The sequence below is a fragment of the Gelidibacter sp. genome, assembly GCF_053579655.1.
This window is the reverse complement of record NZ_JBMDWE010000003.1, coordinates 75,976-99,315: the sequence shown is the minus strand read 5'-3', so window position 1 is coordinate 99,315 and position 23,340 is coordinate 75,976. Positions and strand designations below refer to the sequence as shown.

At 37.6% G+C, this 23,340-nt stretch carries 33 protein-coding genes; 29 read left to right on the top strand and 4 right to left on the bottom strand.

Features of this window, described 5'->3' with window-relative positions; all coding sequences use genetic code 11:
- Nucleotides 1–85 precede the first annotated feature (85 nt).
- The 4 genes from rlmB to ACOH2D_RS02710 form a co-directional block, all read right to left on the bottom strand.
- Nucleotides 86–820 carry a 23S rRNA (guanosine(2251)-2'-O)-methyltransferase RlmB gene (gene rlmB / locus ACOH2D_RS02725; protein ID WP_449534292.1) on the bottom strand — a complete coding sequence of 245 codons (735 nt, stop codon included), beginning with the start codon at nucleotides 818–820 and terminating at the stop codon, nucleotides 86–88.
- Between the two features lie 161 nt (nucleotides 821–981).
- On the bottom strand, nucleotides 982–2,562 hold the full coding sequence (locus ACOH2D_RS02720) for a SusD/RagB family nutrient-binding outer membrane lipoprotein (RefSeq protein WP_449534291.1): 1,581 nt from the start codon (nucleotides 2,560–2,562) through the stop codon (nucleotides 982–984).
- 6 nt (nucleotides 2,563–2,568) lie between these two features.
- Nucleotides 2,569–5,784 (bottom strand): SusC/RagA family TonB-linked outer membrane protein, encoded by a 3,216-nt coding sequence (locus tag ACOH2D_RS02715; protein ID WP_348038472.1) that lies wholly within the window; start codon nucleotides 5,782–5,784, stop codon nucleotides 2,569–2,571.
- Between the two features lie 321 nt (nucleotides 5,785–6,105).
- On the bottom strand, nucleotides 6,106–7,791 hold the full coding sequence (locus ACOH2D_RS02710) for a ShlB/FhaC/HecB family hemolysin secretion/activation protein (protein ID WP_449534290.1): 1,686 nt from the start codon (nucleotides 7,789–7,791) through the stop codon (nucleotides 6,106–6,108).
- Between the two features lie 174 nt (nucleotides 7,792–7,965).
- Here ACOH2D_RS02710 and rpsL point away from each other — a divergent pair, with 174 nt between their 5' ends.
- The 29 genes from rpsL (at nucleotide 7,966) to rpsK (ending at nucleotide 23,173) form a co-directional block, all read left to right on the top strand.
- Nucleotides 7,966–8,340, top strand: coding sequence for a 30S ribosomal protein S12 (gene rpsL / locus ACOH2D_RS02705; protein ID WP_325449940.1), 375 nt, complete (start codon nucleotides 7,966–7,968; stop codon nucleotides 8,338–8,340).
- A gap of 93 nt (nucleotides 8,341–8,433) precedes the next feature.
- Nucleotides 8,434–8,910 carry a 30S ribosomal protein S7 gene (rpsG, locus tag ACOH2D_RS02700; protein ID WP_348038467.1) on the top strand — a complete coding sequence of 159 codons (477 nt, stop codon included), beginning with the start codon at nucleotides 8,434–8,436 and terminating at the stop codon, nucleotides 8,908–8,910.
- Nucleotides 8,911–8,916: 6 nt separating this feature from the next.
- Entirely contained in the window at nucleotides 8,917–11,043 is a 2,127-nt protein-coding gene (gene fusA, locus ACOH2D_RS02695; protein ID WP_348038465.1) for an elongation factor G, read from the top strand.
- 11 nt (nucleotides 11,044–11,054) lie between these two features.
- Entirely contained in the window at nucleotides 11,055–11,360 is a 306-nt protein-coding gene (gene rpsJ / locus ACOH2D_RS02690; RefSeq protein ID WP_129018480.1) for a 30S ribosomal protein S10, read from the top strand.
- Nucleotides 11,361–11,584: 224 nt separating this feature from the next.
- Nucleotides 11,585–12,199 carry a 50S ribosomal protein L3 gene (gene rplC / locus ACOH2D_RS02685; protein WP_348038463.1) on the top strand — a complete coding sequence of 205 codons (615 nt, stop codon included), beginning with the start codon at nucleotides 11,585–11,587 and terminating at the stop codon, nucleotides 12,197–12,199.
- Entirely contained in the window at nucleotides 12,199–12,828 is a 630-nt protein-coding gene (rplD, locus tag ACOH2D_RS02680) for a 50S ribosomal protein L4 (protein WP_348038461.1), read from the top strand. Before rplC ends, rplD begins: the two co-directional genes overlap by 1 nt.
- Nucleotides 12,829–12,834: 6 nt before the next feature.
- Nucleotides 12,835–13,125, top strand: a complete 291-nt coding sequence (rplW, locus tag ACOH2D_RS02675; protein WP_027126033.1) for a 50S ribosomal protein L23 — start codon at nucleotides 12,835–12,837, stop codon at nucleotides 13,123–13,125.
- Between the two features lie 10 nt (nucleotides 13,126–13,135).
- Nucleotides 13,136–13,963, top strand: a complete 828-nt coding sequence (gene rplB / locus ACOH2D_RS02670) for a 50S ribosomal protein L2 (protein WP_348038459.1) — start codon at nucleotides 13,136–13,138, stop codon at nucleotides 13,961–13,963.
- A 10-nt stretch (nucleotides 13,964–13,973) separates the two neighbouring features.
- A complete protein-coding gene (gene rpsS / locus ACOH2D_RS02665) occupies nucleotides 13,974–14,252 on the top strand; it encodes a 30S ribosomal protein S19 (RefSeq protein ID WP_129018485.1) in 279 nt (92 codons plus the stop codon).
- A gap of 8 nt (nucleotides 14,253–14,260) precedes the next feature.
- Entirely contained in the window at nucleotides 14,261–14,668 is a 408-nt protein-coding gene (rplV, locus tag ACOH2D_RS02660; RefSeq protein ID WP_449534289.1) for a 50S ribosomal protein L22, read from the top strand.
- An 8-nt stretch (nucleotides 14,669–14,676) separates the two neighbouring features.
- Entirely contained in the window at nucleotides 14,677–15,411 is a 735-nt protein-coding gene (gene rpsC / locus ACOH2D_RS02655) for a 30S ribosomal protein S3 (RefSeq protein ID WP_348038454.1), read from the top strand.
- Nucleotides 15,412–15,430: 19 nt separating this feature from the next.
- Complete coding sequence (gene rplP / locus ACOH2D_RS02650; protein WP_348038452.1) at nucleotides 15,431–15,856, top strand: 50S ribosomal protein L16; 426 nt, start codon at nucleotides 15,431–15,433, stop codon at nucleotides 15,854–15,856.
- A gap of 12 nt (nucleotides 15,857–15,868) precedes the next feature.
- Nucleotides 15,869–16,060, top strand: coding sequence for a 50S ribosomal protein L29 (gene rpmC, locus ACOH2D_RS02645; RefSeq protein ID WP_299397421.1), 192 nt, complete (start codon nucleotides 15,869–15,871; stop codon nucleotides 16,058–16,060).
- A 19-nt stretch (nucleotides 16,061–16,079) separates the two neighbouring features.
- Nucleotides 16,080–16,337 (top strand): 30S ribosomal protein S17, encoded by a 258-nt coding sequence (gene rpsQ, locus ACOH2D_RS02640; protein ID WP_027126040.1) that lies wholly within the window; start codon nucleotides 16,080–16,082, stop codon nucleotides 16,335–16,337.
- Nucleotides 16,338–16,339: 2 nt separating this feature from the next.
- Complete coding sequence (gene rplN, locus ACOH2D_RS02635; RefSeq protein WP_348038449.1) at nucleotides 16,340–16,708, top strand: 50S ribosomal protein L14; 369 nt, start codon at nucleotides 16,340–16,342, stop codon at nucleotides 16,706–16,708.
- Between the two features lie 11 nt (nucleotides 16,709–16,719).
- Nucleotides 16,720–17,031 carry a 50S ribosomal protein L24 gene (rplX, locus tag ACOH2D_RS02630; RefSeq protein ID WP_348038447.1) on the top strand — a complete coding sequence of 104 codons (312 nt, stop codon included), beginning with the start codon at nucleotides 16,720–16,722 and terminating at the stop codon, nucleotides 17,029–17,031.
- A 2-nt stretch (nucleotides 17,032–17,033) separates the two neighbouring features.
- Nucleotides 17,034–17,585, top strand: coding sequence for a 50S ribosomal protein L5 (gene rplE / locus ACOH2D_RS02625; RefSeq protein ID WP_348038445.1), 552 nt, complete (start codon nucleotides 17,034–17,036; stop codon nucleotides 17,583–17,585).
- A 3-nt stretch (nucleotides 17,586–17,588) separates the two neighbouring features.
- Complete coding sequence (rpsN, locus tag ACOH2D_RS02620; RefSeq protein ID WP_348038443.1) at nucleotides 17,589–17,858, top strand: 30S ribosomal protein S14; 270 nt, start codon at nucleotides 17,589–17,591, stop codon at nucleotides 17,856–17,858.
- Nucleotides 17,859–17,946: 88 nt separating this feature from the next.
- Complete coding sequence (rpsH, locus tag ACOH2D_RS02615) at nucleotides 17,947–18,345, top strand: 30S ribosomal protein S8 (protein WP_348038441.1); 399 nt, start codon at nucleotides 17,947–17,949, stop codon at nucleotides 18,343–18,345.
- Nucleotides 18,346–18,357: 12 nt separating this feature from the next.
- Nucleotides 18,358–18,900 carry a 50S ribosomal protein L6 gene (gene rplF / locus ACOH2D_RS02610; RefSeq protein ID WP_449534288.1) on the top strand — a complete coding sequence of 181 codons (543 nt, stop codon included), beginning with the start codon at nucleotides 18,358–18,360 and terminating at the stop codon, nucleotides 18,898–18,900.
- 10 nt (nucleotides 18,901–18,910) lie between these two features.
- On the top strand, nucleotides 18,911–19,267 hold the full coding sequence (gene rplR, locus ACOH2D_RS02605) for a 50S ribosomal protein L18 (protein ID WP_348038437.1): 357 nt from the start codon (nucleotides 18,911–18,913) through the stop codon (nucleotides 19,265–19,267).
- Between the two features lie 6 nt (nucleotides 19,268–19,273).
- Entirely contained in the window at nucleotides 19,274–19,798 is a 525-nt protein-coding gene (gene rpsE / locus ACOH2D_RS02600; protein WP_348038435.1) for a 30S ribosomal protein S5, read from the top strand.
- 11 nt (nucleotides 19,799–19,809) lie between these two features.
- A complete protein-coding gene (rpmD, locus tag ACOH2D_RS02595; RefSeq protein WP_325578262.1) occupies nucleotides 19,810–19,992 on the top strand; it encodes a 50S ribosomal protein L30 in 183 nt (60 codons plus the stop codon).
- 12 nt (nucleotides 19,993–20,004) lie between these two features.
- Nucleotides 20,005–20,457 (top strand): 50S ribosomal protein L15, encoded by a 453-nt coding sequence (gene rplO / locus ACOH2D_RS02590; RefSeq protein WP_348038433.1) that lies wholly within the window; start codon nucleotides 20,005–20,007, stop codon nucleotides 20,455–20,457.
- A gap of 13 nt (nucleotides 20,458–20,470) precedes the next feature.
- The gene (secY, locus tag ACOH2D_RS02585; RefSeq protein ID WP_449534287.1) at nucleotides 20,471–21,817 is read left to right on the top strand and encodes a preprotein translocase subunit SecY; all 1,347 of its coding nucleotides are present in this window, start codon (nucleotides 20,471–20,473) and stop codon (nucleotides 21,815–21,817) included.
- A 95-nt stretch (nucleotides 21,818–21,912) separates the two neighbouring features.
- Nucleotides 21,913–22,128 carry a translation initiation factor IF-1 gene (infA, locus tag ACOH2D_RS02580; protein ID WP_169933369.1) on the top strand — a complete coding sequence of 72 codons (216 nt, stop codon included), beginning with the start codon at nucleotides 21,913–21,915 and terminating at the stop codon, nucleotides 22,126–22,128.
- 55 nt (nucleotides 22,129–22,183) lie between these two features.
- A complete protein-coding gene (ykgO, locus tag ACOH2D_RS02575) occupies nucleotides 22,184–22,300 on the top strand; it encodes a type B 50S ribosomal protein L36 (protein ID WP_008269159.1) in 117 nt (38 codons plus the stop codon).
- A 2-nt stretch (nucleotides 22,301–22,302) separates the two neighbouring features.
- The gene (rpsM, locus tag ACOH2D_RS02570) at nucleotides 22,303–22,677 is read left to right on the top strand and encodes a 30S ribosomal protein S13 (RefSeq protein ID WP_348038428.1); all 375 of its coding nucleotides are present in this window, start codon (nucleotides 22,303–22,305) and stop codon (nucleotides 22,675–22,677) included.
- A gap of 106 nt (nucleotides 22,678–22,783) precedes the next feature.
- Nucleotides 22,784–23,173 carry a 30S ribosomal protein S11 gene (rpsK, locus tag ACOH2D_RS02565; RefSeq protein ID WP_348038426.1) on the top strand — a complete coding sequence of 130 codons (390 nt, stop codon included), beginning with the start codon at nucleotides 22,784–22,786 and terminating at the stop codon, nucleotides 23,171–23,173.
- The last annotated feature ends 167 nt before the right edge of the window (nucleotides 23,174–23,340 follow it).

The window sequence follows — 23,340 nt, the reverse complement described above, 5'->3', positions numbered from 1 at the left end:
CGGATCTTCGTCGATTGTTGAATATGAGTTGGCTATCCCACTTCAAAAATCAAAAATCAAAAATCGTCAATCAACAATCTGCAATCTACATCCTCTGTCTCACCACTTCATACAAAAACGCTCCACACGCCACAGAAACGTTCAACGATTCAATCTCACCCAAAATTGGCAATTTGGCTTTGTCATCCACAATTTTTAAGATGGATGGATTAATCCCTTTCCCTTCCGATCCCATAATGATGGCGCAAGGTTCAGTGAAATTCACATCGTAAAGATTCTGATCTGTTTTTTCAGTTGCGGCAATCACTTTAACGCCAGAAGACTGCATATAGAAAACAGCGTCTTTGATATGGTCTACCTTACAAATTGGGATTTTGAAAATGGCACCGGCACTGGTTTTAATGGTATCTCCATTAACGGGCGCGCCACCTTTTTTCTGAATGATAATTCCTGAAACACCAGTACATTCGGCAGTACGGATAATGGCGCCAAAATTGCGCACGTCACTGATCTGATCCAAAAGTAAAAATAAAGGAGTTTTACCAGATTCTAGGACGTTTGTTACCAACTCTTCCAAAGGGTAAAAACTGATGGGTGCAATTTGTGCGACCACGCCTTGGTGGTTCTTTTGGGTCAGTCGGTTCAGTTTTTCAACAGGAACATAAGAAGAGTTTAATCGCTCTTTGTGCAAGAGCTGTTCCAGTTCAGTAAATAATTCGCCGTGTAATCCTTTTTGTAAAAAGATTTTATCAATGTTTTCACCAGATTTAATGGCTTCTATGACCGCTCTGATTCCAAAAATAGTTGTTTCGTGTTCCATGGCAACAAAGGTATAAAATAAACGCTCTTATTTTGACAAGCTTTGTAAAAAACGAAAGATAAAAAAGTAGGAGTTTAATCAATACAAATATCAATTTATTGTATGAAAAAACCCCTAAAGTTTTTTAAACTGAAGGGGTTTTTTATTAATATGATTTTATTCTAATTAATGTCCCAGAACAACTTACTTAAAACGGTATCTCCATTCGGTAATTTAGAAACTGCATTAGAAAGGTTTTCACCATTAAGCGTTTGTAAAGTTTGAGGATAACGAATTCTAAAAGGCAGGTCTAATGAATTGGGAGCAGCTTTAAATTCATAGGTAGTAAGTTTAGACGCTGCTGCTTGGTCGGCAGGTAATGTGTACGATTCACCTGGTAGAAGTAGAATGTCTGTATTGGGGAATCCTGTCCTTCTATATTCAGCCCAGGCTTCATGCGCTTGCATATAAAGAGCAACATACTTTTGGGTAATGACATTTTCCAAATTCGCCGCTGGTAACCTTGCGACAAAAGCGTCGATAGCTCCAGTTGGGACACCCCATTTTTCCATAGAAGCGCGCACGCCATTTTCGTAGAAGGTTTGATCGAAATTGTTTATTTCCGAAAGCAGGAATTGTACTTCCGCATATTCCATCAATACACTCCCGAAGTCTGGACGTAACACCTTACTGCTCATATAGGAATAAGTACTTCGTGGCAATAGGTTAGTAACAGGGAAAGCAAAGGGTATGCCTTGATAATCGTCTGGGTTAGCACTGATATTATAATCACCGGCCTTTACGCTATTAATGCTAGCCGCTTTCGGTGCTGCCATTTCAAAAAGACGTGGATCAGCACCATACTTACCCGTTTTGCCTTTTAATAGATCAACAAATGGAGCTGCCACAGCAAAATCTGTTCTTGATATAAATGCTCTCCAAAAAGGTGAGGCATTCGCATCCGATGATTCGTATAATTGGACTGCGTTGTCATCATTTGAAGTCATAACACCAGATGCTATTGCGGCAGCAATCGCGGTATTAGCCGCACCAGCCTCGACGGCTTTCAATCGATTTGCAATTCTTAGAATCAAGCTATTCGCAAACTTTTTCCATTTAGCTGCATCACCATTAAAAATGTTATCACCACTAGTGAAAACAGGCTCGTCTACATTAATCATATCTGCGGATTCTCTTAATTCTTTTAGGATATCTGCATAAATTTTCTGTTGTGATGCAAATACAGGCGATTTTACATTATCAATCTGTAGGGCTTGAAAATCAGGATCTTGCGTGCCGTAAGAGTAATAAGGAACATCCCCAAAAAAGTTTGTAAGGTCACTGAATATGCACGCGAGCATAATTCGAGAAGCAGCGATTTGATTTTCATTGTTTCCAACTGTGGCAACGATCGGTACGGTTTTAGGATCTAAATTTAAATCAATAATCGTTTTAAATTCTGTAGCAATAAAATAGGAATTTTGATATATGCTGGTCGCTGAAGTTTCACGATATAAATATCGATCTTCATCTGCATAGGCCGTTTGGCCCCAATATTCCATCCAGTTTAAATCCAGTCTTCCCATATTAAATTCATCTCGGGTAATATCGGAGTACCGCTTAGTCCCATAGTTGAATATAGTATTGGTCAATACAAATTCTGGATTATTAGGATTTACATTTAATTCTTCCAGACCATCATCACATGACGATGTCATTATGAGTGCTGCGAAGGATAGAGTTATTATAAGTATTCTTTTCATGATTTTTTAAAATTTTAATTCTACGTTAAATCCTATTGAGCGAGTAGATGGCAATGCACCACCTTCTGAACCTTGTATGTTACCACTGCCCCCAGTTGTAGATTCAGGATCAAAATTATTATTGTCTAATCCCCAGGTCGCCAAGTTTCTTCCAAATAAAGAAAGGGTAACCGCGACGAAGTCATTCATGACTTTTTTAGGTAAAGTGTAGCTTAAAGTAACTTCACGAAGTTTTACGTAACTCGCATCAAAGATATTTTGTGCATCATTACCGAAATAGAAATCTGTGCCCCAAGCTTGAGCTGGAATTGCCTGTGTGTTTGGAGCTGTATTGGTTACTGTATATGTACCGTCGGCATTATAAGTTACATCACCTGTCACACCTTGGTTTACGACGCCATCAACCCGAATATTGTTTGCTGCAGTTTCTTCCAATATACCTGAATAATGCCCCCAAAGATTAGTTAAAGAACGATAGACACCACCTTTTTGGACATCTACCAACACACCCAAATTGATTCCTTTGTAGGTAAATGAGTTTCTAAAGCCCATATTATAGTCAGGTAGTACGGAACCAAGATTTTCAACATTCCTGGTTTCGAGATAACTTCCGTTTGCACCCACGACTTTATTTCCTTGGGAATCGAAAACGTAGTTAGTACCTCTAATTTGTCCATAAGCTTCACCAACAACAGCATTTAATGTAACACCATTAAACGGATACGTTGCCAATCTCAAAGAATTCACTCCTGGTATAAGCTCTAATAATTTATTTTTGTTTTTCGCAAAATTAAAGGTAAAGTCCCAGCTAAAGTTATCATTGGTAATTGGCGTAATGTTTACTAAAGCCTCAATACCTTTGTTTGAAAGTTTTCCACCGTTCGTAAAAACGGAGTTAAAGCCTGTCGCTGGGTCTAATTGAACAGAGGTAATTAGTTCTGAAGTTATTTGGTCATAATAAGTAAAATCAAATCCTAATCGTCTGTTAAAGAATGCCATTTCAAGTCCAATCTCACTAGTGTTAGTGAACTCAGGCGTTAAGTTTGGATTTCGTTTAACCTCGTCATTTTCATACTGAATGAGTGAGCCATTCGGTCCAAACGGAGGGCGGGATGTAAAGGTGTTTTTTAATTGATAAGGATCAGTATCACTACCAACACGAGCATAACCACCGCGAAGTTTTCCGAAGCTCAACCAGCTGGCATCAATAAGTTGGCTGAATACAAAACTTCCATTAATCGAAGGATAAAAATAGGAGTTATTTCCTGCAGGTAAAGTTGAAGACCAGTCATTTCTAAAAGTCCCGGAAATATATAGTAGTCCATCATATCCAAATGAGGCAGAACCAAAAACACTGTTTATTCTTTTGTTGGAGTCAAACTGAGTAACCAGTAAAGGATCGCTCGAATTGTTCAGCGAGTAAATTCCTGGAGTTGCCAAACCACCTTGTGTTTCTGCACTAACTCTGTGCGTTTGATTATCTCTTCTATTGAGACCGACAAAAGCATTAAAGGTCAATTTATTATTTAAAAAGTTGTCGTCAAAATGTAATCTACCTTCGTAGTTTATTTCTTGAAAGGTTCTATCTGCATTTGAATAGAAAGATTGATCTACTGAGCCAATTGCTCTTCTATTAGTAATACGCAAACTATAGGTATCAATATATAAATTGGCTACGGCATAAAGATTATCGGTGAAATTATATTGTGTGCCGAAATTACCGTACCACCGTGTTCTCTTATCTGTTGAGATATTCTCATTAAGCGTCCAATACGGATTGTCCGAATACAATGGCTCACGATTATCCACGCCAACAATATTCCAGGATCTTTGAGTCCCATCAGGTCTCAAATATTTTTTCAAACGTTCATAATCCAATTGGGTTTGACCAAATTGATACAATTGTTGAATAACACCCTCGCCAGTATATCCTGTGGCCGGTCTATTAAAACCGTCTGTGATTGTCAAATTAACGGTACCATTTACTTTTAACTTATCTGTAAGTTGTGACATTCCATTCATGTTCACTGAAGTTCTGTCTAGTTTTGTATTTGGTACGATACCTTCTTGTTGCGAATTGTTTAGAGAAAATCTCAAATTCGAATTCTCACTACCTTGTGTAAAAGCAACTCCTGTATTTAACGTGACTCCAGTATTAAAGAAATCATTTTTATCATTCTTAGGATAGATCCATGGACGAGGCTTTAAATAGTCTTCTGGATATGAAGGATCTAAATTGTCCCAGTGCAATACAAGTTTGTTAGGGTCGTAAATAGGCCCCCATGATTCATCTGTGCCATAATCTACAATGTTATATTCAACACCGTTGATGATAGCGGTATCAAAAACAGATTGTTCGAATGTATCTGGATTACCAGCGCCACCTCCATATAATTTTTGGACTTTAGGCAATATACTAACATGATCAAAAGTCATCCCTGAATTTACAGTAACTTCAGATTTACCTTTTTTACCTGATTTGGTGGTAATAAGAATAACTCCGTTTGAGCCTCTAGAGCCATAAAGTGCAGCGGCAGCTCCACCTTTAAGAACGCTTACATTCTCAACGTCGCTAGGGTTGATGTCAAAAGAGGCATCACCGTAATCGCGACCTCCACGACCGTTTTGTGCATCGGTGGAGTTGTAATTACTATTGTCCAAAGGAATACCGTCAACAACAATAAGCGGTCTGTTTTCACCTGTCACAGAGCTTGCGCCCCGAAGTAAGATTCGTGTGGAACCACCCAAACCTCCAGTTGGAGTGGAAACAGAAACGCCAGCAACTTTCCCAGATAGTGAGCTGAGCGCATTGGTTGGTTTTGTTTTGTTTATTTCCTCGCCACCTAAATCCTGAACGGAATAACCAAGAGATTTTTTCTCACGACTCACTCCAAGTGCGGTAATTATAACCTCATCAAGCATTGCAGCGTCTTCCTTCATTGTCACGTTGATCAAGTTTGATGATCCTACTGTGATTTCTTGAGGTTTAAGCCCTACATAAGTGAAGGAGAGAATATCACCTATTTTAGCTTCAATGGAATATTTACCATCAAAATCGGATTGGGTTCCTGTTGAGGTTCCCTTTACAATTATATTAACTCCCGGAAGAGGTAAACCAGAACCATCCGATATGGTCCCAGAAATTGTTTTGTCTTGCGCATACGATGTATGAGCGACTAACACTAGAAATAGCGTTAGAATTACACGTAAAAGTGTTTTCATAATTAAATTAATTTGAATTAGCCTGTCATAAAAGTCCTAATAAAAAGTTAAAAAAGCAATTTTATTTTCTTGTAATTTTAATATAATTCATAAAGCCCCTGATTCACAGGCGTTTAGGATGGTTTTTTCAATGGGGTTATTTTGAAAAAGCATCAAAAACATAGCGATAATTGGTTTTTAATGAGAGTGAGAAGTTTGATTCTGAGTGTTTTGAGCCTTAATTGTGATTTGTAGAGGAATTCCAAGTGTTCAGAAGTGCAGGTTCTGTAATTCAAAACAATATGAGATGTGTTATGGAGATCTAATTATAGGCCAATGCAATTAAAATATTGCAGACAGATTGATATGAATTTTGGAATTCGATAACTTAATAGCTTGGTTTTCTGTGCTGCCATTGCTGTAATTCAATTTTAAGAGTCCAGTTTGAGTGAGGATTCCAAAACCAAAACCAAATCCGAACAACTTGCTTTTTGTCTCAAGAATTTGATTTTCATAATAAGCAAAGTCAATAATGGAATTGACATAAAGGCTGTTGGTCAATTTATAGCGGTATTCTGTATTGAACACACCATACAGATTTGCTATCAAGCTGTTTTCTTCAAAACCCCTAATGGAATTGATCCCTCCAAATCGAAATAACTCGTTTTCAACAAAATTGTCCGAATTTAAAATGGCGGCATTCAAATGGCCATAAATACTGTTCCTGAGATTGAGGTTGAAAATTTTAAACGTGTTCAATTCAAACTTGGTCTGTGATTGATCAGCCTTCTTAATAGTTCTTTTTCCCTTTCCTGCGGAAATGTCAAACATAAAATTAATGGGAAACAATTGGTCATAGCGTTGCTGCTGTGTGTGATTATAACCTAAGGTGAAAAATGTAGATTTAAAATCAGTAATTGTGAAGATAGGTTTGTCCAGCAAATTGGTAGATGCCTTTGCGTTAATTCCCAAAGCCACACTGTTTTTTGGATTAATTTGATAATCCACCATGGCAAATTGGGAGGTGGTCACAAACGAAGAGTCCTTTTTGAAAATATTAAGACCCAATTGCATGCCAATGGGGGAGCCGAACAAATAGGGCAGTCTCGTTTTTACATCGAAGGTTTTTTGTTCGCTCTCATCGCTTTTATAGAGCAGTCTGAACGATTCGCCATAATTGAGATTGTTGATGAGGTTGAGATTGAGGTAGCCGTCAAATTCTATTTTGCTGGTTTCGGTGCTCGTGCCAAAACCCAAAAAGCCATCAAAGGTGTTGCTTTTTTGTTTTTCTAGATAAAGGTAGAGTAGGGTGGAATCTTTGGTGAATAGGACTTCTGGATCTTTTATTTGAGAGGCGAATTGTAAATTCTCCAAAGCCTCAGTTTTTTCTTTGATTGTTTTTAAATTGAAAGGCTGTTTGCTTTTGATTTTGAGATATCGTTTTACAAACGATTTTGGAAATTTCTCATAGCCTTTAATAATAATGGTGTCGATAGTTCTTTGCCGTTTATGAGCAACTTTTAAATCGGCGTACAAAATGCCATTCTTTTTTTGGATATTGGTAAGTTGCAGGGTTGCAAATGGATCTCCTGAATTTGAAATTTCGGTATTTAAAGTTTCAAGAGATACTTCGAGTTTATGAACTTCAATTTCGAAATAATTGTCAGTGATCTTATTAGCCACCAATTTCAACATATTTCTATTAAAACCAGAGTCATAATGAATTATCGCCTTGGTATATTGCTCGCCTAAACGATAATTTGCCACAAATGACGAATCATTTACTTGATTAAGAGATAAAAAATCGCTTTCCAAATATCCTAAATTGGATAGGATTTCTGCTATGGATTTGGTTTCCAATTCAAGTGAATTAAAGTCGTTAAATGTGTGTTGGTAATCTAAGGTGTTAAGAATTTTTGTGTCGTTGGCAGAGCTGCCTAAGGCTTTCAGGTGCAGCGATTGGGCAAATATACCCGAGGCGGATAAGCATCCGAAGAGCAAAAAGAATCCCCATATTTTTAAAGCCATCTGAAACTTAAACATCTTCAAAGCTAACCGAAATATTTATCTAAAAATTTGTACAATGTTAAATATTTGAGCAAAGATTTGAAAATTAATCACTTTACATTTGAAAAAAAAGAATTTATTTCTATCTTTGCACCCCTCAAAAGCGAGGAGTAAAACAATTTTATATAGAAATATATGCCAACAATTTCACAATTAGTACGAAAAGGAAGAGCCAAAATAACCAAGAAGAGTAAATCGGCTGCTTTAGATTCGTGTCCACAAAGACGTGGTGTGTGTACTCGTGTTTATACGACGACACCTAAAAAACCTAACTCAGCAATGCGTAAGGTAGCAAGGGTTCGTTTAACAAACGGTAACGAGGTTAACGCATACATCGGCGGCGAGGGTCACAACCTACAAGAGCACTCGATAGTATTGGTTAGAGGTGGAAGGGTAAAAGATTTGCCAGGAGTTAGATATCACATTGTCCGTGGTGCCTTAGACACAGCAGGTGTTACAGGTAGAACGCAACGTAGATCTAAATACGGAACAAAACGCCCTAAGAAGTAAAAACAAGTTAGGAGTTAGGAGTTAGGAGTTAGGAGTGCAAAGCACCTTGACGATTAACAATTAGCAATTAACAAAAAAACTCAAAAAGAAGACATGAGAAAAAGAGCAGCAAAAAAGAGACCGCTTTTACCAGATCCACGTTTCAACGACCAGTTAGTAACTCGTTTCGTGAACATGATGATGTGGGATGGAAAGAAGTCCGTAGCTTTTAAAGTATTCTATGATGCGATTGACATTGTAGAATCAAAGAAAACTGACGAAGAGAAATCAGCTTTGGACACATGGAAAGATGCTTTATCTAACGTAATGCCTCACGTAGAAGTACGTAGCCGTCGTGTTGGAGGTGCAACATTCCAAATCCCAATGCAAATTCGTCCAGATCGTAAAGTATCTACAGCCATGAAATGGTTGATCACTTACTCAAGAAAAAGAAATGAGAAATCTATGCCCGCTAAACTAGCTGCTGAAATCTTAGCTGCGGCTAAAGAAGAAGGTGCTGCTGTTAAAAAGCGTATGGATACTCATAAAATGGCAGAAGCTAACAAAGCATTCTCGCACTTTAGATTCTAATATACCATGGCAAGAGATTTAAAACTTACAAGAAATATAGGAATTGCAGCTCACATTGATGCTGGAAAAACAACAACTACAGAACGTATCTTATTTTATACCGGTGTAAACCATAAGTTAGGTGAAACTCACGAAGGGTCATCAACAATGGACTGGATGGAGCAAGAAGCAGAAAGAGGTATTACCATTACTTCTGCTGCAACGACTTGTGACTGGGTTTTTCCTAAAGAAAATGGAGAGCCTACAGAAGACGCTCAAAGTTATCACTTTAATATTATTGACACTCCAGGTCACGTTGACTTTACCGTAGAGGTAAACCGTTCGTTACGTGTACTTGATGGGTTGGTGTTCTTGTTTAGTGCAGTGGATGGTGTTGAGCCACAATCTGAAACTAACTGGAGATTAGCTGATAACTATAAAGTGCCAAGAATTGGTTTCGTTAATAAAATGGACCGTCAAGGTGCTAACTTTTTAGAAGTTAACAAACAAGTAAAAGAAATGTTAGGTTCTAACGCCGTGCCAATCGTATTGCCAATTGGTGATGAAGGTGACTTTAAAGGTGTTGTGGATTTAGTAAGAAATAGAGCCGTAGTATGGCACGATGAAAACTTTGGCGCTACGTATGACGTAGTTGCTATTCCTGAAGAAATGAAGGAAGAAGTTCGTGAATACAGAGCTTTATTAATAGAAGAAGTTGCAGGTTACGACGAAAACTTATTAGAGAAATTCATGGAAGATGAAGACTCTATTACAGAAGAAGAAGTACACGCTGCATTAAGAGCTGCTGTTATGGATATGGCTATCATACCAATGGTATGTGGTTCATCATTCAAAAACAAAGGAGTTCAATTCTTATTGGATGCTGTTTGTCGTTACTTACCTTCTCCAATGGATAGAGAAAGTGTCATCGGAACAAACCCTGATACAGGTGCAGAAGAAAGACGTAGACCAGATGTTAAGGAGCCTTTTGCTGCTTTAGCATTTAAGATTGCTACCGATCCTTTCGTAGGACGTTTAGCATTCTTCCGTGTGTATTCTGGACGTTTAGATGCAGGTTCTTATATCTTGAACAACCGTTCAGGCAAAAAAGAACGTATCTCACGTATCTACCAAATGCACTCTAACAAACAAAATGCATTAGATTATATCGAAGCAGGAGATATTGGAGCAGCAGTAGGATTTAAAGATATCAAGACTGGTGATACTATGTCTGATGAAAAACATCCTATCGTTTTAGAATCTATGGACTTCCCAGATCCAGTAATTGGTATCGCGGTTGAACCTAAAACTAAAGCAGATGTTGATAAATTAGGAATGGCTTTGTCTAAATTGGCAGAGGAAGATCCAACCTTTACAGCACGTACAGATGAAGCTTCAGGACAGACTATTATTTCTGGAATGGGTGAGCTTCACTTGGATATTATTGTCGACCGTTTGCGTCGTGAGTTCAAAGTTGAAGTAAATCAAGGTGCGCCACAAGTGGAGTACAAAGAAGCAATCACAAGAGCCGCACAACACAGAGAAGTCTACAAGAAACAATCTGGTGGACGTGGTAAATTTGCTGATATTCAGTTTACACTGGAGCCAGCAGATGAAGGTAAAACTGGTTTAGAATTTATTTCTGCAATTAAAGGTGGTAACGTTCCTAAAGAATTTATCCCTTCAATTGAAAAAGGATTTAAATTGGCCATGGTTAATGGTCCTTTGGCAGGCTACGAAGTAGACTCCATGAAAGTGACTTTAACTGATGGATCGTACCACGACGTGGATTCTGATCAACTATCATTTGAGTTGGCTGCAAAAATCGGATTTAGAAATGCTGCTAAAGCTGCGAAAGCGGTTATCATGGAGCCTATCATGAAGATTGAAGTTATCACACCAGAAGAAAACATGGGTGATATTGTAGGTGACTTAAACAGAAGAAGAGGTCAGATGAGTGATATGGGTGATAGAGCTGGAGCAAAAACTGTGAAAGCAACTGTACCATTATCAGAAATGTTTGGATATGTTACAACATTAAGAACATTATCATCAGGTCGTGCAACATCAACAATGGAATTTTCACATTATGCTGAAACTCCTTCAAACATATCTGAAGAAGTGATTAAAGCAGCTAAAGGCATCGAAGCTTAAATCTTACGAAAATGAGTCAAAAAATTAGAATAAAACTAAAATCTTACGATCACAGTTTAGTAGACAAATCTGCTGACAAGATTGTAAAAACAGTAAAAAGCACTGGAGCTGTAGTAACTGGACCAATTCCATTACCAACGCATAAGAAAATTTTCACTGTATTACGTTCTCCACACGTTAACAAGAAAGCTAGAGAGCAATTCCAATTAAGTTCTTACAAAAGACTTTTGGATATCTATAGCTCTTCATCAAAAACAATTGATGCTTTGATGAAATTGGAGTTACCAAGTGGTGTAGAAGTAGAGATTAAAGTATAGTTAGAGACGCAATGCATTGCGTCTGTACGATACAGACGCGAAGCATCGCGTCTCAACATGTCCTAAGCTGCGTGCGAGGGAAAAACGGTAAAAAATACATTCAGGGCTGAAGTATTTTCGGCCCTGAATATTTTTAAATACGTAGGGACAAGTCGCGACTTGTCCATTTAAACAAAAAAGCAAGGACAAATCGCGAGTTGTCCATAACATAACAAATAATTATTATGTCTGGGTTAATTGGAAAGAAAATCGGTATGACCAGCATCTTTGACGAAAATGGAAAAAACATTCCATGTACAGTAATCGAAGTTGGACCAAATATCGTTACCCAAGTCAGAACCGAAGAGGTTGACGGGTATAGTGCTCTTCAACTTGGTTTCGATGACAAGACAGAGAAAAGTTCCACCAAAGCTGAAGCAGGTCATGCTAAGAAAGCTGGTACTTCTGTTAAAAGAAAAGTCGTCGAGTTCCAAGGATTTGAAGAAGGTTACAAATTAGGTGATGCCATCACTGTTGATCATTTCATCGAAGGTGAATATGTGGACATTACAGGTACATCTAAAGGGAAAGGATTCCAAGGGGTTGTAAAACGTCATGGATTCGCTGGTTCAGAAAGAACACACGGTCAACAAAGTATGTTGAGATCACCGGGTTCTGTTGGAGCAGCTTCTTATCCTGGTAGAATATTCAAAGGTATCAAGATGGGAGGTCGTATGGGCGGCGAAAGAGTGAATGTTGAAAATTTAAGAGTTTACAAAGTAGTTCCTGAAAAGAACTTGTTGGTGGTTAAAGGATGTGTTCCTGGTCATAATAACTCTTATGTAATTATTCAGAAATAATGAAAGTAGCAGTTGTAGATATAAACGGAAAAAGCACAGGTAGAGAGGTTGAACTTTCTGCAGAGGTGTTTGCTATCGAGCCTAATAACCATGCAGTTTACTTAGATGTTAAGCAATATCTTGCTAACCAACGTCAAGGAACGCATAAGGCTAAAGAAAGAGCTGAAATCTCTGGAAGTACACGTAAGATTAAAAAGCAAAAAGGTACTGGTACTGCACGTGCAGGATCTATCAAGTCTGGTGTATTTAGAGGAGGTGGACGTATGTTTGGTCCAAGACCAAGAAACTATAGCTTCAAATTGAACAAAGGTTTAAAACGTCTTGCACGTCGATCAGCCTTATCAATGAAAGCTAATGATGGTTCAATCGTAGTAATGGAAGATTTTAATTTTGATGTTCCAAACACGAAAAACTTCACTAACGTATTGAAAGCGTTGGGTGTTGAGAATAAAAAATCCTTGTTTGTGTTGGGTGCTTCAAATAATAATGTATATTTGTCCTCACGTAATTTAAAGGGCTCTGACGTTATAATGAACTCAGAATTAAGCACTTACAAGATTTTAAATGCAAACAAATTAGTCCTTTTAGAAAGTGCTTTAGAAGGAATTGAATCGAATTTAAGTAAATAAGGAAACATGAGCATCTTAATTAAACCTATTATTACTGAAAAAGCAACTATGAATAGTGAGTTAAACAACTGCTATAGCTTCCAAGTAAATACGAAGGCGAACAAGGTTGAAATAAAAAAAGCGGTGGAAGCTGCTTATGGCGTTTCCGTTGAAAAAGTTCGTACTATTAATGTCCGTCCAGATAGAAGAACCCGTCACACAAAGACAGGTATTCAACATGGTAAAACAAATGCTGTTAAGAAGGCACTTGTACAACTGGCGGAAGGTGAATCGATTGATTTATACACTAACATGTAATTAGACAATAATGTCAGTAAGAAAATTAAAACCAGTCACATCAGCGCAGCGATTTAGAGTAGTAAATGGATTTGACGCCATTACTACTGATAAGCCGGAAAAGAGTTTACTCGCTCCGAACACGCGATCTGGTGGTAGAAACAACAGAGGAAAGATGACCATGCGCCAAATTGGTGGAGGTCATAAAAGAAGGTATCGTATTATCGATTTCAAACGTAACAAAACTGGAGTTCCAGCAGAAGTTGCGTCTATCGAGTACGATCCAAATAGAACTGCATTTATTGCTCTTTTGAATTATCAAGATGGTGAAAAGCGTTATATCATTGCTCAAGCAGGACTACAAGTTGGACAGAACGTCGTTTCTGGCGCTGAAGGTATTGCTCCAGAAATTGGAAACGCAATGCTTTTAAAGTATGTTCCGCTTGGTACTATCATTTCATGTATCGAATTGCGTCCTGGACAAGGAGCAATCATGGCAAGAAGTGCTGGTGCATTTGCTCAATTAATGGCGAGAGATGGGAAATTTGCTTCGATAAAATTACCTTCTGGAGAAACTCGTTTGATCCTTGTGGAATGTATGGCAACTATTGGTGCTGTGTCTAACCATGATCATCAATTGATCGTATCTGGTAAAGCAGGTAGATCAAGATGGTTGGGAAGACGTCCAAGAGTAAGACCGGTGGTTATGAACCCTGTCGATCACCCAATGGGTGGTGGTGAAGGTAAAGCTTCAGGTGGTCATCCAAGATCAAGAAACGGTATTCCAGCTAAAGGGTTTAGAACACGTAGCAAAACCAAAGCGAGCAACAAGTATATTGTAGAACGTAGAAAGAAATAACTGAGATAATATGGCACGTTCATTAAAAAAAGGACCTTACATCCATTATAAATTGAGTAAGAAAGTTGAAGAGAATGTTACTTCAAACAAAAAGACGGTAATCAAAACGTGGTCTAGAGCCTCTATGATTTCTCCGGATTTTGTTGGACAAACAATCGCTGTTCACAATGGTCGTCAATTTGTACCAGTTTATGTAACTGAGAACATGGTAGGTCACAAATTAGGAGAGTTTTCACCAACACGATCTTTTAGAGGTCACGCGGGTGCTAAAAATAAAGGTAAAAAATAAGTAGAGCTATGGGAAGTCGTAAAAAACAAATGGCAGACGCTATTAAGGAAGAAAGAAAGCACATCGCTTTTGCAAAGCTTAATAACTGTCCTACATCGCCAAGAAAAATGCGCTTAGTTGCGGATTTGGTTAGAGGACAAAAAGCTGAAATGGCTCTTAATATCTTAAGATTTAGTCCTAAAGAAGCATCTCGTCGTTTAGAGAAGTTGGTGCTTTCAGCAATTGCCAACTGGCAAGCAAAAAACGAAGATGCAAGCATTGAAGATGCTGACTTATTCGTAAAAGAGATCAGAGTTGATGGAGGAGCAATGTTGAAAAGATTGCGTCCAGCACCTCAAGGTCGTGCACACAGAATTAGAAAACGTTCCAACCACGTAACCGTGGTAATAGGAGCAAACAATAACACACAAGCTTAAATAGAGATATGGGACAAAAGACAAATCCAATCGGAAATCGTTTAGGAATTATCAGAGGATGGGAATCTAACTGGTATGGTGGCAATGATTATGGAGATAAACTTGCTGAAGACGATAAGATTAGAAAATATGTTCACGCTCGTTTATCCAAAGCAAGTGTGTCGAGAGTAATTATTGAGCGTACGCTTAAACTTGTAACCGTTACTATCACTACTGCAAGACCTGGTATCATTATCGGGAAAGGTGGCCAAGAGGTAGACAAGTTAAAGGAAGAGCTTAAGAAAATTACAGATAAGGAAGTTCAATTGAACATCTTTGAGATCAAGAGACCAGAATTGGATGCGTTTTTAGTTGCATCTAGCGTTGCTCGTCAAATCGAGAATCGTATTTCTTACAGACGTGCCATCAAAATGGCAATTGCTGCAACAATGCGAATGAATGCTGAAGGAATCAAGATTCAAATTAGTGGCCGTTTGAACGGTGCTGAGATGGCACGTTCTGAGCACTATAAAGAAGGAAGAATTCCATTATCAACGTTTAGAGCCGATATTGACTATGCTTTAGTTGAGGCACATACTACTTACGGTAGATTGGGTGTTAAAGTTTGGATCATGAAAGGTGAAGTATATGGTAAAAGAGAACTTTCTCCGTTAGTTGGTTTATCCAAAAAACAAGGTGGCAAAGGAGGAACTGAAGCACCAAGACGAGGTGGGAACGCTAATAAGTCCCGTCGTAGAAAGTAATTTTTAAAGTAAAAGAAAAATGTTACAACCTAGAAAGACAAAATTCCGTAAGCAGCATAAAGGCCGCATGAAAGGAAACGCCGGAAGAGGACATGAACTTTCAAATGGAACGTTCGGTATAAAATCGGTACACGAAACGGGAATGTTTTTAACATCTCGTCAAATAGAGGCAGCTCGTATTGCAGCTACACGTTTTATGAAAAGAGAAGGGCAACTTTGGATCAAAATATTTCCAGACAAGCCTATCACCAAGAAACCTCTTGAAGTACGTATGGGTAAAGGTAAAGGTGCTGTAGAGTATTGGGTAGCTATAGTTAAGCCAGGTAGAGTGATGTTTGAAGTTGGTGGTGTGCCATTGGACGTTGCAAAAGAAGCGTTACGTTTGGCAGCTCAAAAATTACCTGTAAAAACCAAATTCTTAATCGCTAGAGATTACGGAGCTTAATATATTGATATTATGAAGCAATCAGAAATTAAACAGCTTTCTACAGCTGAATTACAAGAAAAGTTAGGTGAAACTAAAAAGAGTTATGCTGACCTGAATATGGCGCACGCTATTTCTCCTTTAGAAAATCCAATTCAATTGCGCAACGTAAGACGTTCAGTGGCAAGAATTGCAACCGAATTAACTAAAAGAGAAGTACAATAATTTGTATTCCCGCGGAAAGATGGAAAAAAGAAACTTAAGAAAAGAACGTATAGGAGTGGTAACTAGTAACAAAATGATGAAATCCATCGTTGTTGCCGAAGTTAAAAAAGTAAAACACCCTATGTACGGAAAATTCGTGTTGAAAACGAAAAAATACGTTGCGCACGATGAGACAAATGACTGCAACATTGGAGATACAGTAAAGATCATGGAAACAAGACCTTTATCTAAATCGAAAAGTTGGAGATTAGTAGAAATAATTGAAAGAGCGAAATAATTATGTTACAACAAGAATCAAGATTAAAAGTAGCTGATAACACTGGAGCAAAGGAAGTTTTGACTATCCGTGTTTTAGGTGGAACTAAAAGAAGATATGCTTCTTTAGGTGACAAGATTGTTGTTTCTGTTAAAGATGCAACGCCTAACGGTAACATTAAAAAAGGAGCTGTTTCAACGGCTGTTGTTATTCGTACCAAAAAGGAAGTAAGACGTCCTGACGGATCTTATATCAGATTTGATGATAATGCTTGTGTACTTTTAAATCCGCAAGGAGAAATGAGAGGCACACGTGTTTTTGGACCTGTAGCAAGAGAACTTCGTGACAAGCAATTCATGAAAATTGTATCATTGGCACCTGAAGTGCTTTAATGACTAATAAGATGACAAAGTTTAAAATAAAATCAGGAGATACCGTACAAGTAATTGCTGGAGACCATAAAGGTACCGAAGGTAAAGTTGTAAAGATCTTAAAAGATAAGAACAAAGTGATCGTTGAAGGCGTGAACATGGTTAAGAAACATACGAAACCAAGTGCACAAAGTCCTCAAGGTGGCATTGTAGAAAAAGAAGCGCCTATTCATATTTCTAACCTTTCACTTTTGAACAAAAAAGGTGAAACTACAAGAGTTGGATATAGAATGGAAGGCGATAAAAAAGTGAGATTTTCTAAAAAATCAAATGAAGTAATTTAGTTATGGCTTATATTCCAAGATTAAAACAAGAGTACAAGGACAAAGTAGTTTCTGCTCTTACAGAAGAATTCGGATATAAAAACGTAATGCAAGTTCCTAAACTTCAAAAGATAGTAATATCTAAAGGAGTAGGTGCAGCCGTTGCCGATAAAAAATTAGTAGACCATGCAGTGGACGAATTGACTAAAATTTCTGGTCAAAAAGCGGTTCCTACATTATCTAAAAAAGATATCGCATCGTTTAAATTACGTAAAGGTATGCCAGTTGGAGCTAGAGTTACATTGCGCGGTGAGCAAATGTATGAGTTTTTAGACCGTCTGGTAACAGCAGCACTCCCACGAGTTAGAGACTTTAACGGTATTAAAGCTACTGGCTTTGACGGAAGAGGTAACTATAACTTAGGTGTTACTGAGCAAATTATCTTTCCAGAAATAGATATTGATAAAATCAACAATATTTCAGGAATGGATATTACCTTTGTGACTTCGGCTCCTACAGATAAAGAAGCAAAATCGCTATTAACAGAATTAGGTTTACCTTTTCAAAAGAATTAAGATATGGCTAAAGAATCAATGAAAGCCCGTGAGGTGAAAAGACAAAGAGTAGTAGATAAGTACGCTGAGAAACGTAAGGCTTTGAAAAAAGCTGGAGATTACGAAGCGCTACAAAAACTACCAAGAAACGCTTCACCTGTACGTTTGCACAACCGTTGTAAATTAACCGGAAGACCAAGAGGATATATCCGTACTTTTGGAATCTCTCGTGTGATGCTACGTGAAATGGCAAACCAAGGCTTGATCCCAGGAGTTAGAAAAGCATCCTGGTAGTAGATGCGCTACGTCGCATCTCAACAAAGAGTATAACTGGACATAGGTTTGGGGGAAACCCAAAAACCACGTCCGCAATTTAATATAAATGAATACAGATCCAATCGCAGATTACCTAACGAGAGTTAGAAATGCAGTGAAAGCCAACCATAGAGTTGTTGAGATTCCTGCATCTAATCTAAAAAAAGAAATTACTAAAATATTATTCGACCAAGGATATATTTTAAGTTACAAATTTGATGATTCTACAGTACAGGGCACTATCAAAATAGCGCTTAAGTACAACAAGGAAACCAAAGAACCGGTTATAAGAAAAATCCAAAGAATAAGTAAACCAGGTTTACGTAAATACGCAGGCTCTAACGAAATGCCAAGGATCCTTAACGGACTTGGAATCGCTATTGTTTCTACTTCTTACGGAGTTATGACAGGTAAGCAAGCGCAAGCGAAAAAGGTTGGTGGAGAATTATTGTGCTACGTTTACTAAAAAAGGAGAGATATGTCAAGAATAGGAAATAATCCAGTAGCAATCCCTGAAGGGGTTACAGTAGACGTCAAAGACAACGTAGTTACTGTAAAAGGTAAGTTAGGAGAACTAAGTCAAGAGTTTTCAAACGTTGAAATTACTGTTGCAGATGGTCAAGTGTCAGTGGCACGCCCTTCTGATAGTAAAGAAGCAAGAACAAACCATGGTCTTTACAGATCATTGGTGAAAAATATGGTAGAAGGCGTTTCTCAAGGCTGGACCAAACAATTAGAATTGGTTGGTGTAGGTTATAGAGCGTCAAACCAAGGACAAAGATTAGATTTGGCTTTAGGGTTTTCTCACAATATCGTTTTGGAGGTTGCTCCAGAAGTTACAGTGGAAACCATTTCTGAGAAAGGAAAAAATCCAATCGTAAAGTTAACTTCATATGACAAACAATTGGTTGGACAAGTTGCAGCCAAAATCCGTGGTTATAGAAAACCAGAGCCTTACAAAGGTAAAGGGATTAAGTTTGTAGGAGAAGTATTAAGAAGAAAAGCAGGTAAATCAGCATAATCGTTTAGTTATGGCATTGACAAAAAATCAAAGAAGATTAAGAATTAAAAACAGAATTCGTAAGGTTGTTTCTGGAACAGAAGCAAGACCTCGTTTGGCTGTATTTAGAAGCAATAAAGAAATTTATGCTCAAATAATAGACGATGTAACTGGTAATACTATTAGTGCTGCATCTTCAAGAGATAAAGACATTAGTTCTGCTAAAGGAACCAAATCTGATATTGCCACTTTAGTTGGGAAATCATTGGGTGAAAAAGCATTGAAAGCTGGTGTTGAAACTATTGCTTTTGATAGAGGTGGATATCAATATCACGGAAGAGTAAAATCATTAGCAGAAGGTGCTAGAGAAGCAGGACTAAAATTTTAAGACGTTATGTATCAAAAATATAAAAACATAGAGCTAGTAAAACCAAGTGGTTTGGACCTTAAAGATCACCTTATCGGTGTGAATAGAGTTACTAAAGTTACTAAAGGTGGTAGAGCATTCGGTTTTTCAGCTATTGTTGTAGTTGGAGACGAGGCAGGAGTTGTAGGACATGGTTTAGGGAAATCTAAAGATGTGGCCACAGCGATCGCTAAAGCCATTGAAGACGCTAAGAAAAACTTAGTTAGAATTCCTATCCTTAAAAAGACATTACCACACGAACAAAAAGGTAAGTTTGGTGGTGCTCGAGTAAATATCATTCCAGCTTGTGAAGGTACTGGAGTTATTGCAGGTGGTGCTGTAAGAACGGTTTTAGAGGCTGTTGGTGTACATGATGTATTATCAAAATCTCAAGGTTCTTCAAACGCTCATAATGTTGTAAAAGCAACTTTTGATGCTTTGTTAAACTTAAGAGATGCTGGAACTGTTGCTAGAGATAGAGGGATTTCACTTGATAAAGTATTTAACGGTTAATCAATAGAATAATGGCAAAGATTAAAGTAAAAAAAGTAAAAAGTGCAATCAACCGTACATTAAGACAAAAGAGAATATTAGAATCTTTAGGCTTGCATAAAATGAACCAGGTTGTTGAGCATGACGACACGCCAAGTATCCTTGGAATGATTAATAAAGTTCAACATTTAGTTTCTGTAGAGGAAACAAAATAATACAGCAGAATAATGGATTTAAGTAATTTAAAACCGGCTGAAGGGTCAGTTAAAAATCAAGGCAAAAGAATAGGTAGAGGACAAGGTTCTGGTAAAGGTGGTACTGCAACAAAGGGTCACAAAGGTCAGAAATCGCGTTCAGGTTATTCTAAGAAAGTTGGATTTGAAGGTGGGCAAATGCCACTTCAAAGACGTGTGCCTAAGTTTGGATTTACAAATATCAATCGTGTAGAATATCAAGGTGTCAACTTGGATAAATTACAAGCATTGGTGGATGATAAAATCATCACAGATACAGTTGATTTGATGAATCTACTTGAACTAGGTATTGTTGGCAAGAATGATCTTGTTAAAATCATGGGTCGAGGAGAATTGAAATCAAAATTAAAAGTAACTGCTCATAAATTTACCGCTTCAGCAAAAGCTGCTATTGAAGCTGCAGGAGGCGAAGCTGTAACTTTATAAGACCATTTAGAGGATGAAATTTATAGAGACTTTAAAAAATGTTTGGAAAATAACAGAACTAAAAGATAGAATCATGCTTACGCTTGGTCTTCTTTTAGTTTACCGTTTTGGTGCTCAGGTAGTTTTACCAGGTATTGACGCAAGTCAACTAGGTGCTTTGGCTGATAATACAGATCAAGGTATTTTAGGACTTCTTAATGCATTTACTGGTGGCGCTTTTGCAAATGCTTCGGTATTTGCTTTGGGGATCATGCCATACATTTCGGCGTCGATTGTGGTTCAGTTAATGGGGATCGCAATTCCATACCTTCAAAAATTACAGAAAGATGGTGCTAGCGGTCAAAAGAAAATTACCCAAATCACACGTTGGTTGACTATTGCTATTTGTTTGGTGCAAGCACCAGGATACTTGGCAAGTTTACCGGCTTTAGGTATTCCTTCTTCAGCATTCTTATTGGGTACAGGAACGATGTTCTATGTGTCTTCGGTAATTATCTTGGTGACAGGTTGTGTCTTTGCAATGTGGTTGGGTGAAAAGATTACAGATAAAGGAATCGGTAACGGTATCTCATTATTAATTATGGTTGGTATCATTGCACGTTTGCCAGCATCATTTGTTCAGAACTTTGCGTCTCGAGTAGAAGGTGGTGGAAACGGTGGATTAATGATGGTATTGATTGAATTGGTAATCTGGTTTGTAATCATTTTGTTAGCTATCATGTTGGTCATGGCTGTTCGTAAAATTGCGGTTCAATATGCACGTCGTACTGCCTCTGGTGGATATGAGAAAAATGTATTTGGATCAAGACAATTTTTACCTTTAAAGTTGAATGCCTCAGGTGTTATGCCAATTATCTTTGCACAAGCAATTATGTTTGTTCCTACTTTAATTGGTAAAGGATTAGGTGAAGGCGCTGTCGGACAGTGGTTGCAATCTAATTTCTCTGACATATTTGGGCTTTGGTACAATATTGTTTTTGCATTATTGATTATCATATTTACGTATTTCTATACCGCGATTACCGTTCCAACCAATAAAATGGCTGATGACTTAAAACGCAGTGGTGGTTTCATACCAGGTATTAGACCAGGAACTGAAACTTCTGAATATCTTGATAAGATTATGTCTCAAATTACGTTTCCAGGTTCTATCTTTTTAGCACTTATTGCTGTGTTCCCAGCGATTGTCGTAAAATTGATGGGTGTTCAGCAAGGTTGGGCTTTGTTCTTCGGAGGTACTTCATTATTGATTATGGTAGGTGTTGCAATAGATACGATGCAACAAATTAATTCATACTTGTTGAACAAGCATTATGATGGTTTAATGAAAACCGGTAAAAATAGAAAAGCAATAGCTTAAATTGGAAAGATAGTGGATAGTGGTTAGAGGTTAGTGGCTCTAAATTATCAAAAGGAAATACTACCAACTACCTACTAAAAACTAAAAATGTAACGATGGCAAAACAATCAGCAATAGAACAAGACGGATCAATTATAGAAGCATTATCCAATGCTATGTTCCGTGTTGAATTAGAAAATGGACATATTGTAACAGCGCATATCTCTGGTAAAATGCGTATGCACTATATTAAACTATTACCAGGGGACAAAGTAAAATTAGAAATGAGCCCTTATGATTTATCTAAGGCTCGCATAACTTATAGGTACTAATAATGGTGCTATCGAAAGGTGGTATCTTAAAGTATAAAACTAATAATAGAAACAGATGAAAGTAAGAGCATCAGTTAAAAAACGAAGCGCAGACTGTAAACTAGTGCGCAGAAAAGGTAGACTTTACGTCATTAACAAAAAGAATCCTAGATTCAAACAAAGACAAGGATAATTATGGCAAGAATTGCAGGGGTAGATATACCTAAACAGAAAAGAGGAGTAATCTCTTTAACTTACATCTACGGGATAGGTGCAAGCAGAGCTAAAGCAATTTTGGCGGAAGCTAAGGTTGATGAAAACACAAAAGTTCAGGATTGGACAGATGACGAAATAAGTGGTATTCGTGAAGCTGTTGGTGCTTTTACTATTGAGGGTGAATTACGTTCAGAAATTCAATTAAACATCAAACGTTTGATGGATATTGGATGTTACAGAGGTATTCGTCATAGAGTTGGACTTCCATTAAGAGGACAACGTACTAAGAATAACTCTAGAACTAGAAAAGGTAGAAGAAAAACTGTTGCTAACAAGAAAAAAGTAACTAAATAATAACAAGACATTAGTCATTAGTCATTAGGGCGTTAGATGAATCTGTCTGAAATGTAAAAGTCTAGGATTCTAACAACTAAAAGCTAACAACTAGAAACTAAAAATTATGGCAAAGTCAAGTACAAAAGTTAAAAAACGTAAAGTTATTGTTGAAGCAACTGGAGAGGCACACATCGCCGCTTCATTCAACAACATCATTGTTTCTTTAACAAACAAAAAAGGTGATGTGATTTCTTGGTCATCAGCTGGTAAAATGGGCTTCAGAGGTTCTAAAAAGAATACTCCGTATGCTGCTCAAGTAGCCGCTGAAGATGCTGCAGGTGTAGCAAAAGAAGCTGGATTGAAGAAAGTAAAAGTTTATGTTAAAGGACCAGGTAACGGTAGAGAATCTGCTATCCGTTCTATCCACAATGCAGGTATTGAAGTGACAGAAATTATTGACGTTACACCATTACCACATAACGGATGTCGCCCTCCAAAACGTAGACGTGTATAATTTATAACGTATTTATAATCAATATCAATCATTTTAAATGGTTGATATTGATTTTTTATATGTAAATTTGCAAACTGAAAAAAATTATTAACAAGTATCAAAAACGGGAGATCACTGTTTATCGAAGGATAGATTAAGACCTTAATTCATAGACACTCTCAAAATCA

Excerpts from the sequence above, each read along its gene's own strand:
- rpsS (WP_129018485.1), top strand. The coding sequence starts at position 13,974 with ATGGCACGTTCATTAAAAAAAGGACCTTACATCCATTATAAATTGAGT.
- rplR (WP_348038437.1), top strand. The coding sequence starts at position 18,911 with ATGGCATTGACAAAAAATCAAAGAAGATTAAGAATTAAAAACAGAATT.
- rplO (WP_348038433.1), top strand. The coding sequence starts at position 20,005 with ATGGATTTAAGTAATTTAAAACCGGCTGAAGGGTCAGTTAAAAATCAA.
- rplX (WP_348038447.1), top strand. The coding sequence starts at position 16,720 with ATGACAAAGTTTAAAATAAAATCAGGAGATACCGTACAAGTAATTGCT.
- rpsK (WP_348038426.1), top strand. The coding sequence starts at position 22,784 with ATGGCAAAGTCAAGTACAAAAGTTAAAAAACGTAAAGTTATTGTTGAA.
- rplB (WP_348038459.1), top strand. The coding sequence starts at position 13,136 with ATGTCAGTAAGAAAATTAAAACCAGTCACATCAGCGCAGCGATTTAGA.
- rplF (WP_449534288.1), top strand. The coding sequence starts at position 18,358 with ATGTCAAGAATAGGAAATAATCCAGTAGCAATCCCTGAAGGGGTTACA.
- rpsC (WP_348038454.1), top strand. The coding sequence starts at position 14,677 with ATGGGACAAAAGACAAATCCAATCGGAAATCGTTTAGGAATTATCAGA.
- rpmD (WP_325578262.1), top strand. The coding sequence starts at position 19,810 with ATGGCAAAGATTAAAGTAAAAAAAGTAAAAAGTGCAATCAACCGTACA.
- ACOH2D_RS02710 (WP_449534290.1), bottom strand. The coding sequence starts at position 7,791 with ATGGCTTTAAAAATATGGGGATTCTTTTTGCTCTTCGGATGCTTATCC.
- rplC (WP_348038463.1), top strand. The coding sequence starts at position 11,585 with ATGTCTGGGTTAATTGGAAAGAAAATCGGTATGACCAGCATCTTTGAC.
- rplV (WP_449534289.1), top strand. The coding sequence starts at position 14,261 with ATGGGAAGTCGTAAAAAACAAATGGCAGACGCTATTAAGGAAGAAAGA.
- rplP (WP_348038452.1), top strand. The coding sequence starts at position 15,431 with ATGTTACAACCTAGAAAGACAAAATTCCGTAAGCAGCATAAAGGCCGC.
- rplW (WP_027126033.1), top strand. The coding sequence starts at position 12,835 with ATGAGCATCTTAATTAAACCTATTATTACTGAAAAAGCAACTATGAAT.
- ACOH2D_RS02720 (WP_449534291.1), bottom strand. The coding sequence starts at position 2,562 with ATGAAAAGAATACTTATAATAACTCTATCCTTCGCAGCACTCATAATG.
- rplN (WP_348038449.1), top strand. The coding sequence starts at position 16,340 with ATGTTACAACAAGAATCAAGATTAAAAGTAGCTGATAACACTGGAGCA.
- secY (WP_449534287.1), top strand. The coding sequence starts at position 20,471 with ATGAAATTTATAGAGACTTTAAAAAATGTTTGGAAAATAACAGAACTA.
- infA (WP_169933369.1), top strand. The coding sequence starts at position 21,913 with ATGGCAAAACAATCAGCAATAGAACAAGACGGATCAATTATAGAAGCA.
- rpsH (WP_348038441.1), top strand. The coding sequence starts at position 17,947 with ATGAATACAGATCCAATCGCAGATTACCTAACGAGAGTTAGAAATGCA.
- rpsM (WP_348038428.1), top strand. The coding sequence starts at position 22,303 with ATGGCAAGAATTGCAGGGGTAGATATACCTAAACAGAAAAGAGGAGTA.
- ykgO (WP_008269159.1), top strand. The coding sequence starts at position 22,184 with ATGAAAGTAAGAGCATCAGTTAAAAAACGAAGCGCAGACTGTAAACTA.
- rplD (WP_348038461.1), top strand. The coding sequence starts at position 12,199 with ATGAAAGTAGCAGTTGTAGATATAAACGGAAAAAGCACAGGTAGAGAG.
- rpsN (WP_348038443.1), top strand. The coding sequence starts at position 17,589 with ATGGCTAAAGAATCAATGAAAGCCCGTGAGGTGAAAAGACAAAGAGTA.
- ACOH2D_RS02715 (WP_348038472.1), bottom strand. The coding sequence starts at position 5,784 with ATGAAAACACTTTTACGTGTAATTCTAACGCTATTTCTAGTGTTAGTC.
- rplE (WP_348038445.1), top strand. The coding sequence starts at position 17,034 with ATGGCTTATATTCCAAGATTAAAACAAGAGTACAAGGACAAAGTAGTT.
- rpsQ (WP_027126040.1), top strand. The coding sequence starts at position 16,080 with ATGGAAAAAAGAAACTTAAGAAAAGAACGTATAGGAGTGGTAACTAGT.
- rpsE (WP_348038435.1), top strand. The coding sequence starts at position 19,274 with ATGTATCAAAAATATAAAAACATAGAGCTAGTAAAACCAAGTGGTTTG.
- rpmC (WP_299397421.1), top strand. The coding sequence starts at position 15,869 with ATGAAGCAATCAGAAATTAAACAGCTTTCTACAGCTGAATTACAAGAA.
- rpsL (WP_325449940.1), top strand. The coding sequence starts at position 7,966 with ATGCCAACAATTTCACAATTAGTACGAAAAGGAAGAGCCAAAATAACC.
- rpsG (WP_348038467.1), top strand. The coding sequence starts at position 8,434 with ATGAGAAAAAGAGCAGCAAAAAAGAGACCGCTTTTACCAGATCCACGT.
- rpsJ (WP_129018480.1), top strand. The coding sequence starts at position 11,055 with ATGAGTCAAAAAATTAGAATAAAACTAAAATCTTACGATCACAGTTTA.
- fusA (WP_348038465.1), top strand. The coding sequence starts at position 8,917 with ATGGCAAGAGATTTAAAACTTACAAGAAATATAGGAATTGCAGCTCAC.
- rlmB (WP_449534292.1), bottom strand. The coding sequence starts at position 820 with ATGGAACACGAAACAACTATTTTTGGAATCAGAGCGGTCATAGAAGCC.